At 59.7% G+C, this 13,191-nt stretch carries 13 protein-coding genes; 2 read left to right on the forward strand and 11 right to left on the reverse strand.

Annotation, left to right across the window (positions count from 1 at the left end):
- Positions 1-163: 163 nt before the first annotated feature.
- From QO002_RS24670 to QO002_RS24685, 4 genes are all read right to left on the reverse strand, one after another.
- Positions 164-544 (reverse strand): DUF6481 family protein, encoded by a 381-nt coding sequence (locus QO002_RS24670; protein ID WP_307234822.1) that lies wholly within the window; start codon positions 542-544, stop codon positions 164-166.
- A gap of 31 nt (positions 545-575) precedes the next feature.
- A complete protein-coding gene (locus tag QO002_RS24675; RefSeq protein WP_307234824.1) occupies positions 576-800 on the reverse strand; it encodes a hypothetical protein in 225 nt (74 codons plus the stop codon).
- A 123-nt stretch (positions 801-923) separates the two neighbouring features.
- Entirely contained in the window at positions 924-1,133 is a 210-nt protein-coding gene (locus QO002_RS24680) for a cold-shock protein (protein ID WP_045016315.1), read from the reverse strand.
- 11 nt (positions 1,134-1,144) lie between these two features.
- On the reverse strand, positions 1,145-1,357 hold the full coding sequence (locus tag QO002_RS24685; RefSeq protein ID WP_307234829.1) for a hypothetical protein: 213 nt from the start codon (positions 1,355-1,357) through the stop codon (positions 1,145-1,147).
- Between the two features lie 577 nt (positions 1,358-1,934).
- Between QO002_RS24685 and QO002_RS24690 the strand changes: the two genes are divergently transcribed.
- Positions 1,935-3,092, forward strand: coding sequence for a calcium-binding protein (locus QO002_RS24690; protein ID WP_307234831.1), 1,158 nt, complete (start codon positions 1,935-1,937; stop codon positions 3,090-3,092).
- A 275-nt stretch (positions 3,093-3,367) separates the two neighbouring features.
- Entirely contained in the window at positions 3,368-5,170 is a 1,803-nt protein-coding gene (locus QO002_RS24695; protein ID WP_307234833.1) for a calcium-binding protein, read from the forward strand.
- 44 nt (positions 5,171-5,214) lie between these two features.
- Here the strand turns inward: QO002_RS24695 and QO002_RS24700 are convergent, their stop codons facing one another.
- The 7 genes from QO002_RS24700 to QO002_RS24730 all read right to left on the reverse strand — a co-directional run bounded on the left by QO002_RS24700 (position 5,215) and on the right by QO002_RS24730 (position 13,041).
- Positions 5,215-6,891: an ABC transporter ATP-binding protein gene (locus QO002_RS24700; protein WP_307234835.1), complete on the reverse strand. Its 1,677-nt coding sequence runs from the start codon at positions 6,889-6,891 to the stop codon at positions 5,215-5,217.
- Entirely contained in the window at positions 6,888-7,832 is a 945-nt protein-coding gene (locus QO002_RS24705) for an acetamidase/formamidase family protein (protein ID WP_307234837.1), read from the reverse strand. The genes QO002_RS24700 and QO002_RS24705 overlap by 4 nt, the downstream gene beginning before the upstream one ends.
- Positions 7,833-7,909: 77 nt before the next feature.
- Positions 7,910-9,529 carry an ABC transporter substrate-binding protein gene (locus QO002_RS24710; RefSeq protein WP_307234838.1) on the reverse strand — a complete coding sequence of 540 codons (1,620 nt, stop codon included), beginning with the start codon at positions 9,527-9,529 and terminating at the stop codon, positions 7,910-7,912.
- Positions 9,530-9,558: 29 nt separating this feature from the next.
- Positions 9,559-10,479 (reverse strand): ABC transporter permease, encoded by a 921-nt coding sequence (locus QO002_RS24715; RefSeq protein ID WP_307234840.1) that lies wholly within the window; start codon positions 10,477-10,479, stop codon positions 9,559-9,561.
- Entirely contained in the window at positions 10,479-11,327 is an 849-nt protein-coding gene (locus tag QO002_RS24720; protein ID WP_307234844.1) for an ABC transporter permease, read from the reverse strand. The genes QO002_RS24715 and QO002_RS24720 overlap by 1 nt, the downstream gene beginning before the upstream one ends.
- Complete coding sequence (locus tag QO002_RS24725) at positions 11,327-11,908, reverse strand: ANTAR domain-containing response regulator (protein ID WP_307234846.1); 582 nt, start codon at positions 11,906-11,908, stop codon at positions 11,327-11,329. Before QO002_RS24725 ends, QO002_RS24720 begins: the two co-directional genes overlap by 1 nt.
- The gene (locus QO002_RS24730) at positions 11,905-13,041 is read right to left on the reverse strand and encodes a transporter substrate-binding protein (RefSeq protein ID WP_307234848.1); all 1,137 of its coding nucleotides are present in this window, start codon (positions 13,039-13,041) and stop codon (positions 11,905-11,907) included. Before QO002_RS24730 ends, QO002_RS24725 begins: the two co-directional genes overlap by 4 nt.
- Positions 13,042-13,191 lie beyond the last annotated feature (150 nt).

Genomic DNA, 13,191 nt, shown 5'->3' on the forward strand with positions numbered 1-13,191 from the left:
ATTCCGCGCCGCCTCTCGAAACAATCATTAACAGCGATGTAAGGCGGCGCTGGCAGACGCCGTTGATCGAGGACTTACCCCGTTGAAGCAGGCGCGCAAATGCCTAATAGGCCCTGCGCCAACCCGGCTTCCTTGGAGCATCCCAACAACGATTAGCTAAGCTTTAAACTTGCCTTGCCTTGCGGTTGGCATAGCGCCTGTCGCGTTCGGCCTTTCGCGCGGCTTCGTCTTCAATGACCCGCGTCAAGCGCGCCGTTTCCGCCGTCTTGCGGGCCGCTTGCTCGGCTTGTGCGGCAGCAAACGCTGCGCCCTGGCGCTCCGCGGCTTCAGTCTCAATCCGGTTGATCTCGTCAAGCTTAACACGCTCGCGTTCGAGGCGGCGTTCTTCTCTCGCCGATGCAGTCGCGATGCGTTCCGCTTGCTTTGCCGCCCGAAGGGGCTCAGCTGCCGCCTGAGCGGCACGATGGGAAGCGAGGAGAGCCGCCCTGGCGTCAGTTGCCGCGGTTCGGCGATCGAGGAATTCGTTATTTCTTCCGTTCTTCAAGCTTGTATCCTGGTAATGCGGTTAAAGGGGATCAATTGGCCGTTGTTCGTTTCGCAATAAGGCTCGCGGTCGCCGAGGCGCGGTCTTCCATTTCCTTGGCAAGGCGAGCTTCACGAAGCCGCAATGTCTTTGCTTCTCGCGACTGGGTGAGAGAGTGAAGCTCTTCGACCGCTTTGTCTTTCGCAAAAAACTGCTTCTGAACGTTGCCAAAGGCGATCTCAGCCTGCTGGCGAGACTTGGTGAACGTCTCCGTCATGTGTTCTCCTGGGCTCGCATTGGCGAGAAAAAGCAAAAGGCCAGACAATGGATCTGGCCTGCCGAGATAACGTACTTTCCACAGTGCCAGTACATCCGTGGTCACAGGAAAGCAGATATCAGATTATGCTGCCTGGAGATTGCAAGCCGACATCTTGCCAGACTTGTTATCTCGCTCCAGGTCGAAGCCGATCTTCTGACCTTCGACGAGTTCGCGCATACCGGCGCGCTCTACGGCAGAGATGTGAACGAAGGCGTCCGCGCCACCGTTGTCGGGCTGAATGAAGCCGAAGCCCTTGGTGGAATTAAACCATTTAACTGTGCCAGTGGTCATGATGAACCCTTTCATAGCAATACTGAAAAACCACAACGCCAAAGCGTTGCAGATGGTGGTAGCGATTCTTGAAAGGAAGTTCGTTGAGGGCGCGGTGCCAATCGCGCGATAACCAGAGCTAGCAAGCAAAATTCGATAACAAGTGAATAGCGAACTCCCGCCAGAAAGTCAACTTTTAGTTTTGATCGATTTTCACCCAAATATTTCCAGTTGATCGTCGCCACTGGACACGTCCTCAGCGTGGAGACCGTTCCGCGTTAATTCTTACTCCAGTGCACCCACCCGCAGCAACGACTGTATTGTGGGTTACATCACCCTCCCCTTGGCCTGCAGCGTCCGCGGAGGTGCAACCGGACAGAGCCTCGACCTTGATGAAGGCAACGGACCAAGCTCAGCAAAGGCAGCCACAGAAATGGACAAAAGCGAAAAACGGTTCATTCAAAACGTGAAGTAAAATTGGATTTGTCTTTCAGAAGGAGCTAACATAGATCACCAAACAGCTCACCTACTGTTTTGTTGGCGGACAATAAACCTGGTCTCGATTACCCGCCGCCTTAAATAGGTGGCGACCATTACGTGCAAGGGGCTTTCCATGTTGGGCTGTTCTCTTACGTGCAGGCTACGCGACCGGCACAGCTAGGCTTTTGCCGTTACGAATGGATTGTTGGTCTTCTAACCCACTCGCGCCGGGAGTCAGTTCGTGCCGACCGGGGCGCTAATCGCACATCCGGGCAGGCTGTCTGGGAGAGCGTCTTCGCGCCGTGGTTCTGTCGCGATTTCGGGAGAACGGGGTACAGGATTATGGGCGCTCTGAATGTGCGCGATCAGTCATTGAACATGTACGAGATGGGGTTCCGGCAGTATGAGGCCGGGAGCGCACCACTCGTCGAGTTCGACGACGGCGTGGCGACCATCTGGTGGAGTGCAACAGAATACTTGCAATTTGAGGCGAGCTCCTACGATCCCGTCATCGGGCCGATCTACGATGGTGCCCAAGGTTTCTCCAACGGAGTTCTGATCTACAGTCTATACGACCCGTCGGAGATTTTTCTTGAAGGAAATGCCGCGCTTGAGGCATTTGCACTGACCGGCGATGGTTTTGCTCTATTTGAACTTTTGATCAATGGATACCCTGAGTACAAGGCGCACCCAGCTTTGTATGGTCGGGCCGAAGACGATTTGCTATTCGGGCTCGACCACAACGACACTCTCGAAGGGGACGGCGGCAACGATGAATTGATTGGCAACGAAGGAAACGATGCCCTCCTTGGAGACGCCATCGTCAGCTTCGCCCCAGGAGGTGACGACGCACTGGATGGCGGTCCGGGCTCGGATCGCATGGAAGGCGGGCTTGGCAACGACACCTACTATGTCGACGACAGCACAGACAAAATTATCGAAGATGATATCACCCAGGGAGACGACCAAGCCTTCACCGGCGTCAGCTACACCCTCGCCGCGGAGGTGTCTGTAGAGACGCTCTCGACTGCAGATCAGTCCGGTAGCGACGCAATCGATCTAACCGGCAACGAACTTGGCAACTGGCTCGTCGGCAACGCCGGGAACAACAACATTTCCGCAGGGGACGGCGACGATGTCCTACAGGGGTGGGGTGGCACCGACACGCTGACGGGCGGCATCGGAAACGATTTCTTCTGCTTCAGCACCCTACCCGACCAACGGGCGCTCACTACCCAAATAACCGACTTTACGACGACCGAGGAGGATACGGTTGCGTTGGACGGCATCGTGTTTAGGGAGTTGACTGTCGGCGTGCTAGATAGCGCGGCGTTTCGGATCGGCGCTGCCGCGGAAGATGCCGACGACCGGATCATCTACAACGCTACGACCGGCGCCCTGACCTACGACAACAACGGAGTGGTCAGCGACGGGGACACCACAATCGCGATGCTGACGGTCGGTCTGGTCCTGAGGAATACGGACTTTTTGATATCCTAATACGGGACAACACTCGGGAACCCACGCCCGCACAAAGTGTCAGATGCTTCGTTCCTTGCTGCCTAGCTCGAGGGCTTCACTCCAATGACGTCAGGAGAGGCACGCGCTCCATCAGTTCCTAGCGAATATAAGCACATTGGGATACAATCCCCAGTGAGGACATCGCTCAACAATCCGAAACCTTATCCTGACCGGATTCATAGGGAAGCTTCGGCCGGCACCGACGTGCCCAGGGGTGGGGACGCCAACTAAACAAGCTACCAGGGAGTTTTGAAATGGCTATCGTCCAATGCCTCGAAGCGACCAGCTGGAATGACGTTCGGGATGTGCCAGGCCCCCCTTTGCAGACGACTACCAACACGTCCATTTCGTTCGATCTTTTGTCCCTCAATCCCGCAACGATGTTTGCCGCCAACGGCACCTTCGACGGCGCTGGCAATGGTGTCATCAGCGAAATTGCATTCGATACCAGCGACCCGGGCCTTTTCACGAACCTCTACATCACCACGTCGTTCAACGTGGACACCGGCTTTTTGGTGACCGTGGGACTTGGCGGCTTCGCCTATGCCATCCAGCGCCTGCTCGAGGGCGCGGACACGTTCTACGGTTCTCGCGGAGCGGATTTCCTGAAAGGCTTCGGCGGCGATGACGTGTTCATGACGAGCGGCGGGGCCGATACGTTCGATGGAGGGGCGGGCAACAACACGGTCAACTATTCGACAGGCGCGCCCGGCCTGGTCGTGGAACTCGAAGCGCCCGGATACAACAAGGGTTCTGCCGCCGGCGACACCTACATCGACGTCGACAACGTCGTCGGGACCCGCTACGCCGATTATATCTATGGCAACGGCTTCAGGAACAAGTTGGAGGGTGGTGACGGTAACGACACCTTGGTCGGCAAGGCCGGAGGCGACACGCTCGACGGTGGTGTGGGCAGCGACACCGCGTCCTATGATGCGAGCACCTTCGGGGTGACTGCAAGCCTGCTCACCCCTTCGATCAACAAAGGTCAGGCGAACCTGGACGTCTATATCTCGATCGAGAACCTCGCGGGCGGCAGCTTCGACGACATCTTGCAAGGCAACAACCTTGCCAACACGATCGAGGGCAACGACTATCCCGAATTCCCCTCCGTAGTCGACAATGACCAGCTGTTCGGCTTCGGCGGCAATGACAAGCTGTTCGGCTATCGCGGCAACGACACCCTCACCGGCGGCCTCGGCACCGACATTCTCGACGGCGGCCTCGGCAACGATCTCTATATTCTCGAAAACGGCTTTGACACCGTCGTCGACGCGGGCGGCCTCGACAGCGCCACATCGACGATCAGCCGTTCGCTCGCGACCGGTGGCCTCATTGCAGTCGAAAACCTGACGCTGGTCAATGTCGCGACCGCGCTCAGCGCCACCGGCAACAACCTCAACAACGTTCTCACCGGCAACACCTTCAACAACGCTCTGTCCGGCGGCAACGGCAACGACACCCTCGTCGGTGGCCGTGGTGCCGACGCTCTCAATGGCGGAAGCGGTACAGACCGCGCGTCATATTCCACGGCGACTACCGGTGTCGTTGCCAATCTCACGTCACCGTCGATCAACAACGGTGACGCCAAGGGCGACACCTACGTGTCGATCGAGAACCTTTCCGGTTCGAACTTCAATGACACCCTCTACGGCAGCACTGGTGCCAACGCGATCAGCGGAGGCAATGGCAACGACATCCTCATCGGCTATGGCGGCAATGATACGCTGACTGGCGGCGCCGGCGCGGACCGGTTTGACTTCAAATCGGCGCTAAGCGCGATTGACAAGATCACCGACTACAACGTCGCCGCCGACACCATCCGCCTTGAGAACGCCATCTTCACGGCACTGGCTGCGGTGGGGACGCTTGCATCCGGTGCCTTCGCGTCGAATTCGACCGGCTTTGCTGGCGATAGCAGCGACCGCATCATCTACGAGAAGGACACAGGCGAACTCTACTATGATGCCAACGGCAGCGGCACTGGTGGGGGCATCCACTTCGCCACCTTGAGCGCCAATCTGACACTCACCAACGCGGATTTCCTGGTGATTTAGGCGGGGGAGAGCGCGCGAGCGAATCTGAAAGATCCCGGTACGTTTTAGGCGCGACGATAAACTGTGGGATCCGGGATCGGGACGGCACCGATAAGCGCGCGCGTGTAATCGTCGCGCTGCTCTTGGAACACTGTTCGACGCGATCCCATCTCCACCAGTTCTCCGCCGCGCATGACCGCGACGACATGCGCCATTTTCTCGATTACCGCCATGTCGTGGGAGATGAAGAGGTAGGCAAGGCCCATCTGTTCCTGCAATTCGAGCATGAGATCCAGCACGCGAGCGCGCACTGACACATCCAGGGCGGCGACACTCTCGTCCGCGACGATCAGCTTGGGTTCGAGGGCAAGTGCCCGAGCGATGCAGATGCGCTGGCGCTGGCCGCCGGAAAACTCGTGCGGGTAGCGCTCGGCGGCATCGGCGGTTAGACCGACACGCTTCAGCAGGGCGGCTACGCGGTCACGTCGGTCGGATGCATTGCCGATGCCGTGGATGACGAGCGGCTCCGCGACGGCGGCGCCCACATTCATGCGGGGATCGAGCGAGGCATAGGGGTCCTGGAAAATCATCTGGGCGGCACGGCGGATCGGTTGCATGGCACGGGCCGAAAGGCCGGAAATCTCCTGTCCATCGATGCGCACACTGCCTTTGAACGGAATAAGGCCGAGGACAGCCTTGCCGGTCGTCGACTTGCCAGAGCCGCTTTCACCAACCAACCCAAGCGTCCTTCCCGCCTCCAGCCGGAAGCTGATGCCCTTGACCGTTGCTTGCTGCTCGGTGTCGCGACCGAACCAACCCGTTCTGCCGCCATAGGTAACCGTGAGATCCGTGACTTCCAGAACCGGCCGGGGCAATGGTGGCCGCGGCGCGGCGGCTGATACGCGCGGAGGCTCGTCTGTTCCAGCATAGGTGCCGAGGCGTGGCGCCGCAGACAGAAGTTCGCGGGTGTAGGCGGCCACAGGCCTGTGGAAGATGTCGATAACGTCGCCCTGCTCGACAGTGCGGCCGTTTTGCATGATGACAACCCGATCCGCCATCTCGGCGACCACACCCATGTCGTGTGTGATCATCAGAATAGAGGTGCCGAATTCGTGTTTCAACTCACGCATCAGCTTCAGGATCTGCGCCTGCACGGTGACGTCGAGGGCCGTCGTCGGTTCGTCGGCGATCAGCACCTTCGGCTGGCAGGAAAGGGCCATGGCGATCATCACACGCTGGCGCATGCCGCCGGAGAGTTCGTGCGGATACTGCGTCATCCGTCGTGCGGGATCGGCGATATGGACCGCATCCAGCATTCGCCTGGCAACAGCCTGGGCGTTTTCGGCGAGTGCATCCTGATGTTCCCGGATTGCCTCGACAAGCTGCGTTCCGATGCTCATCACCGGATTGAGCGAGGTCATCGGTTCCTGGAAGATCATCGCGATGTCGCCGCCCCGAACCCGTCGCATCGCCTTTTCCGGAAGGCGCAGTAGGTCTGTATCGCCAAGCCTTATCTCGCCCGCGGTAACGCGCAGCGAAGCCTTTGGCAGCAGCCCCATGATCGCCAGCGAGGTCACGGACTTGCCGGAACCGGATTCGCCGGCCAGGCAAAGGGTTTCCCCAACTGCAATATCGAAGCCCACGCTGTCCAGGATGCGCTTCAGTCCGCCCGGGGTGCGCGCATCGATCGAGAGGTCGCGAACCGAAAGGATCGGGGCAGCGCGCGGCGTAGTTTCATTCATGCGAAAACAATTCTCGGGAAATAAAAGGAAACGACCCAATTGGGCATATCGACGATCTCGCTGATCCGAAGATCGCCACAGACGGAGCAGAGCATATAGGCATCAACCGGGTTCAGGCCATGTTCGGCGGAGAGCAGGTCGACCATGCGCATGACCGCGTCGCGCGCACCCGTCATCAGGTCGGGGCCGATGCCGGTGGTCACCTCATAGCCGGCGCCGTCGAGATGGCGGGTGACGGGCTCGGTGGTGGTGAAGCGCGGCGTCTGGAGATTGGCGCCTTTGATGAGATCGAGCGTCAATTCGACGTTCATCTGGCTTTCGATGGCTGTGCCACAGACCTCTCCGTCGCCTTGGGCGGCGTGGGTGTCGCCGACCGAAAAGAGCGCGCCTTCAACCTCGATCGGCAGATAGAGCGTTACGCCCGCCGAGAGATCACGAATATCCATGTTGCCGCCGACGCGGCGCGGTGGAACGACGGAGTGCAGGCCGGCTTCTGCTGGAGCCACGCCGATGGTGCCGGTAAACGGCTTCAACGGCACCCTGCCACCCGGACCGAAGGCAGATGGCGCCATGGAGACCGTGTCATAGTTCCAGATATGCAGCGCCGGCTCCTTGAACTGGTCTGCCAGCAAACCGAAGCCTGGAATATTGGCTGTCCAGCCATAGCCGCAGGGGTGAAACTTGCGGATAGTGACCTTCAGTGCATCGCCGGGTTCGGCGCCCTCTACAAAAACGGGGCCGGAAACCGGGTTGATCTTACCGAAATCGAGGCTGGTGAGTGTGTCGAGCGTCGCGTCGGCCCCGATCTGACCGCCGGACGAATCCAGGCACTCGAACAGGATGGTTTCGCCAGCCTTTGCTATAAGCGCCGGGGAGAAATCTTTGTTCCAGCCGAAATTATGCTGAGCGCGGTGAATGGTGTGATTGCAAGCGACACACATGGCAATGCCTCGACGTTTTTGGTTGTTTCCTCTTGGGTGCCCTCCCCCGCATCCGCGGGAGAAGGCCATAGCCCAGCTTACTGTTTTACGAAGATCGCATCGTAGTTGATGACGCGGGTCGGATCGATGTAGATGTTGTCTGGGCCACCCATACGCATCGACTTGGCGACGACGCGGCGCTCGTTGATCACCGGAACCCAGGGCGCGTCGGCCATGATATCGGTGAAGATCTTGCCCCAGACGACCTGACGTTCCGCAAGCTTGGATGGGTCAGACATGCCGTCCGCCGCAATCGCGCGTTTGTCGAGTTCTTCGTTGCAGTACCATGACCAGTTCCAGCCGCCTTGAACCGCGCCGGCACAACCGAGGATCGGGCCGTAGAAGTTCGACGGATCCGGGAAGTCGGCGATCCAGGCCATGCCGCCCGACCAGATCATCGGTGCTTCGCCTTCCGTGCCGCCAGCGGCGATCACGTTGCCCTGGGCAAGGGCACGGATTTCCGCCTTGATGCCGACAGCGGCGAGGTCCTGCTGGATCGCCTGGGCGATACGCGGCTGCGGGTCGGTGTTGGTGGAGTAGAGCACCGTTTCGAACCCGTCCGGATGGCCGGCTTCTGCAAGCAGCGCCTTGGCCTTTTCGACATCATACGCATAACCGGTGAAGGTCTTGTCATAGCCCGGCATCAGCGGCGGCAGCGGCTGGTTGGCGGGTGTTGCGCGGCCGTTAAGAATGCGGGTGATGCGCTCCTTGTTGATCGCCATGTTGACGGCCTGGCGTACCTTCACGTCGTCGAAGGGTTTTACTTTGGTATTGAGGGTGACATAGCCCGTATGGAGCTGCTCCCCGTCAACGATCATCTGCGCGCCTTCCGGGGAGTTTTTGATCTCAAGGAATTTGGCCGGGGGAATGCCATCACCGGCGATATCGACCTCGCCCTTCTGCAGGCGCAGCAGCGCGACCAGCGGTTCCTGACCGACTTCGACCGTCACCTTGTCGATATGCGGCATGTCCTTGACGAAATAATCCGGGTTGCGATCGAAGACGAGCTTCTGGCCGATTGTCCAGTCCTTCAGGATGAAGGTGCCGGAACCGACCGGCTTCTTGCCGAAATCGCCGGCCGCGGCCTCGACAGCTTCCTTCGGCACGATCGAGGCGAAGTTGATCGCCAGCACATGCAGGAAGGTGGCATCCGGACGGGAGAGGTTGAAGATGACGGTGCCGTCATCCGGCGTCTCGATACCCGAGAGGGTCTCGGATTTGCCGCCGGTTACATCGTCGAAACCGGCGATGGCGCCGAAGAAGCCGGCGCCGGGGCCTTGGGTTTTCGGATTAACGGCACGCTCAATCGAATATTTTACGTCGGAGGCGACGACTTCGCGCCCGTTCGAGAACTTGACGCCCTTGCGCAGCTTGAATTCATAGGTGAGGCCATCGGGCGAAACTGTGAAGCTTTCAGCAAGAGAAGGCACGATATTGGCGGTACCCGGTTCGTAATCGACAAGACGGGAGAACAGGCTCTTGATCATCGACCAGTTCACCCAATCGTAGCCGATGGCCGGATCGAGCGTGGTGATGTCGTCCTTGTAGGTGACGACGATGTCACCGCCCTGGGCAGGTGTGTCCTGCGCGCTGGCTGCGAACGGCATGAGCGCGAAGAGCGCCGCCGTGGTGGTGCTGAGAAGCATGCGTCTGAACATTTTGGTTCCCCTTTTTTGATCGCTGGGCTTCAGTTTGAACGGATGCGCGGGTCGATGACCGGCGCGAGAAAATCGGCGACTAGGTTGCCGATGATGATGGCAAGCGCGGAGGTGAGCGTGACACCCATGATGATCGGAATATCGACCTGCTGGATCGCCTGCCAGGCAAGCTGGCCGATGCCCGGCCAGCCATAGACCGCCTCGACGACCACCACGCCGCCCATGAACTGTCCGATATCGATGCCGATCATGGCGATGATTGGAAGCACTGCGTTCGGAAGGACGTGGCGCAGGATGATGCGCCTCTGGGAAAGGCCTTTGGCGCGCGCGGTGCGCACATAATCCTGGTTCAATACATCGACGACGGCGGAACGAACCATGCGGGCGTACCAGCCCGCGCCAAGCAGGCCGAGCGTTGCCGCGGGCAGGACGACATGGGCCGCCGTGCCGTAACCGGACATCGGAAACCAGCCGAGCGTTGCGGCAAAGACGTAGAGAAGTAAGAGCGCGACGACGAATTGCGGTGCGGAAACACCGATAAAGGCCGTGGTCATCACGGCACGGTCAAGGAACCCGCCGCGATTGAGGGCGGCTATCGTGCCGAGCGTCACACCGATCAACACCTCCAGAAAAATGCCGGCAGCCATGAGAACAAGCGTTGCTGGAAGACGAGCGGCGATCAGGGTCGCAACTTCTGTCTTCTGCGCATAGGAACGACCAAGATCGCCCTGCACCAGACCGCGGACATAGTGCAGAAACTGGACGAGCAGCGGCTGGTCGAGGCCGAGTTCGTGGCGGATGTTGGCAACCGTCTGGGCGGTAGCGCTGCGACCGGCGATCATGCGCGCCGGATCTGCCGGAAGCGCGTAGAGCAGGACGAAGGTTATAGCGGCGACACCGAGCAGGATCAGAGCGGACTGGAAGAGGCGCTTGGCGAGAACCGACAGCATCAGCCTCTCCCGCGCTGGGTCGGGTCGAGAATGTCGCGCAGCGCATCACCGACCAGATTGAAGGCAAGTGCCGTCACAAGGATCACGGCACCAGGGAAGAACACCAGCCACGGGGCTGCCTGGAAGTAGCTTTGGCTTTCGAAGATAATGTTGCCCCAGGAAGGGGCTGGCGGCTGCACGCCAATGCCGAGGAACGAAAGGGTGGCTTCCAGAAGCACGGTGGTCGCGATGCCGAGCGTACCCCAGACGATTGCCGTCGGCATCAAATGCGGCAGGATGTGCAAAAACAGGATACGGCCATGCCCGGCTCCGAGCGAACGCTCAGCAAGGATGAAATCACGTTCGACGAGACCGCGTGTCTCGGTATAGACGATGCGTGCGACCTGAACCCAGTTGACCAGCGCGATCACCATCGCGACGATCCAGAGGCTTGGCTTCAGCAACGCGGCAAGCACGATGGCCAGAAGCAATGCCGGGAAGGCCATCATCAGATCTGTGAAGCGCATCAGCAGATTGCCGGCCCAGCCACGCAGATAACCCGCCGTGATGCCGACAAAAAGGCCGATCGTCACCGCTATGCCGTTTGCGACGAGGCCGATGATCAACGACGTGCGGGCGCCGAAAAGCATGCGTGAAAAGAGGTCCCGCCCGAGCGTATCCGTGCCGAGCAGGAACTGGCCGCCGGGCGGCATCGGTGCGCCCTCGAGCGTCAAGCCATCGAACATCTGCTCGTCGGGATTGAAGGGTGCAATGAGGGGTGCGGCAATTGCCATGACAATGACGATGACGACCACGGCGAGGCCGAAGAGGGCCGTTGGTTGCCGGCAGATTTCCTTGAGAACGCGCATCAACCGACGTCCTTCAAGGCTTTTGAACTGCCGAGAAACAGGGCGGCCAATTGCTCCATCGGCATGCGACGCTGCATGGCGCACTCGCGCAGCAGGCGGTAGGCTTGCTCGTCGTCGATCCGTCTTTCCGTTTTCAGACGATTGATTGCGGCAAAGACCACCGGCCGCAGCCGCAGCCGCTCCTCCAGCTTCGCCACCTGAGCCTCGGCCTCCATGCGCCGTTGGTGCGAGGCGACTGCCAGTACCAGAGCGGGATAGATGGTCGAAGCCGAAACTGGTTTGGGGATGATCGCCGAAGCGCCGCAACCGATCGCCCAGGCGATGCGGCCAGGCGCTTCCGAGCCAAGCAGGGCGACGACCGGACGGGCCGGTTTACCTTCCGGCCATGGCAGCAACTCATCCCAGCCGCGGTCCGCATCGACGATAACCAGTTCCGGCAAGTCGAGCGGCAAAAGCGGAAGCCATTGCAGTGCGGAGGCTACTCCCAGCAAGGTCAGCTGTCGGCGCAGCCTGTCGGTGTTTGCATCTTCCTCAGCGAGAATGGCAACGCGCCAGCCGGCGAAATTCGGCGTGTTGATCATGACACCACCCTCAACGAGGGGGCGGAGCGAAGGCGTTCGCCGGTGAGATAGGGGTCCGCCACGATGGCCGGCCGCGAGGCGATGACATCGAAGCCGCCGTCAGGATTGATCCGGCCGAGGTGGAAGGGGAGTGCCACATGGTTCGTGGCCGGGTCGATGACGATGTCGCCAAGAACGGTCGGCCAGGAGCGTGACAGGACTTCGCGGCGAATCGCCACCGGATCGTCACTTCCACAAGATTTCATCGCAGCTATGCACAGTGTCACGGTTGCATAAGCACTGGCGAAGATGCTGGAAATATGGGTAATCGACGGCCGCCAGGTCTGAACGCGCGCCTTGAATGCGCGGTTTACGGCCGTGTCGAGGCTGTCAAAATAGGGAAGCGCGCAAAGCTGACCGATCGCAGCCCCCCTCTCGATATCGGAGAGCTCGCATTCCGTCAGGTCACAACTGGCAACCGGGCAGTTTTCCGGCAGGAATGCGGGGTCGCGCTCGGCAAGGCGCTGAAGGGCGGCAAGGAAGGCGTAGCTCGAGGGGCCGATGAGGTTGTTGAGGATGAAGCTCGGGCGCTTTTCGGCGATATCGGCGATAATGCGCTCGACCGCAGTTTCCTCCAACGGCAGATAACGCTCGCCAAGCACCTCGCCGCCAGCCTTGGTAATCAGCTCGCGCGCCAACCGGTTCATCTCCCAGCCCCAGACGTAGTTGGCACCAAGCAGATAGGGCCGGTTGCCATGACGCGGCACCAAATGGTCGAGCAGGGGAATCAAATGCTGGTTTGGGCAGCCGGCAACATAGATGACGTTTTCATTGGCCTCGAAACCTTCATAGGGACACATGTACCAAAGAAGACCATCGTGCTTCTCGACAAGCGGTATCACTTCCTTGCGCGCAGAAGACGTGATCGTGCCGATGATGCTGCGGCAACCGTGATCGCGGATCAGGCTGCGCGCACCTTCCAGATAGGCGGAAAGATCGGCGTGGGCGTCGAAAAATACGAGCTCCACACCTTCGCCACCGGCTGCACGCCAGTCATGCAGCGCAAATTCAGCGCCTGCCCAGCCGTCTCGCCCCAGGGCGCCATAGGGCCCGGTGGTCGAGTAGAGGATGCCAATCTTTGCCATGTCCTGCATCGGTATTTCCAAATACAAAAAGCCCACAACGCGGATCCCGATTTCCGGGGCGTTGTGGGCGCTATTGCCCTTCGACAAACGAAGTCATGTAACAAATGTCGGCTAATATTGCCTAATCTTGAGGCTTGCATAAAAGACAGGCACGCAAGG

Source organism: Pararhizobium capsulatum DSM 1112 (assembly GCF_030814475.1).
GTDB classification, from domain to species: domain Bacteria; phylum Pseudomonadota; class Alphaproteobacteria; order Rhizobiales; family Rhizobiaceae; genus Pararhizobium; species Pararhizobium capsulatum.

Excerpts from the sequence above, each read along its gene's own strand:
- QO002_RS24675 (WP_307234824.1), bottom strand. The coding sequence starts at position 800 with ATGACGGAGACGTTCACCAAGTCTCGCCAGCAGGCTGAGATCGCCTTT.
- QO002_RS24710 (WP_307234838.1), bottom strand. The coding sequence starts at position 9,529 with ATGTTCAGACGCATGCTTCTCAGCACCACCACGGCGGCGCTCTTCGCG.
- QO002_RS24700 (WP_307234835.1), bottom strand. The coding sequence starts at position 6,891 with ATGAATGAAACTACGCCGCGCGCTGCCCCGATCCTTTCGGTTCGCGAC.
- QO002_RS24705 (WP_307234837.1), bottom strand. The coding sequence starts at position 7,832 with ATGTGTGTCGCTTGCAATCACACCATTCACCGCGCTCAGCATAATTTC.
- QO002_RS24690 (WP_307234831.1), top strand. The coding sequence starts at position 1,935 with ATGGGCGCTCTGAATGTGCGCGATCAGTCATTGAACATGTACGAGATG.
- QO002_RS24725 (WP_307234846.1), bottom strand. The coding sequence starts at position 11,908 with ATGATCAACACGCCGAATTTCGCCGGCTGGCGCGTTGCCATTCTCGCT.
- QO002_RS24715 (WP_307234840.1), bottom strand. The coding sequence starts at position 10,479 with ATGCTGTCGGTTCTCGCCAAGCGCCTCTTCCAGTCCGCTCTGATCCTG.
- QO002_RS24680 (WP_045016315.1), bottom strand. The coding sequence starts at position 1,133 with ATGACCACTGGCACAGTTAAATGGTTTAATTCCACCAAGGGCTTCGGC.
- QO002_RS24730 (WP_307234848.1), bottom strand. The coding sequence starts at position 13,041 with ATGCAGGACATGGCAAAGATTGGCATCCTCTACTCGACCACCGGGCCC.
- QO002_RS24720 (WP_307234844.1), bottom strand. The coding sequence starts at position 11,327 with ATGCGCGTTCTCAAGGAAATCTGCCGGCAACCAACGGCCCTCTTCGGC.
- QO002_RS24695 (WP_307234833.1), top strand. The coding sequence starts at position 3,368 with ATGGCTATCGTCCAATGCCTCGAAGCGACCAGCTGGAATGACGTTCGG.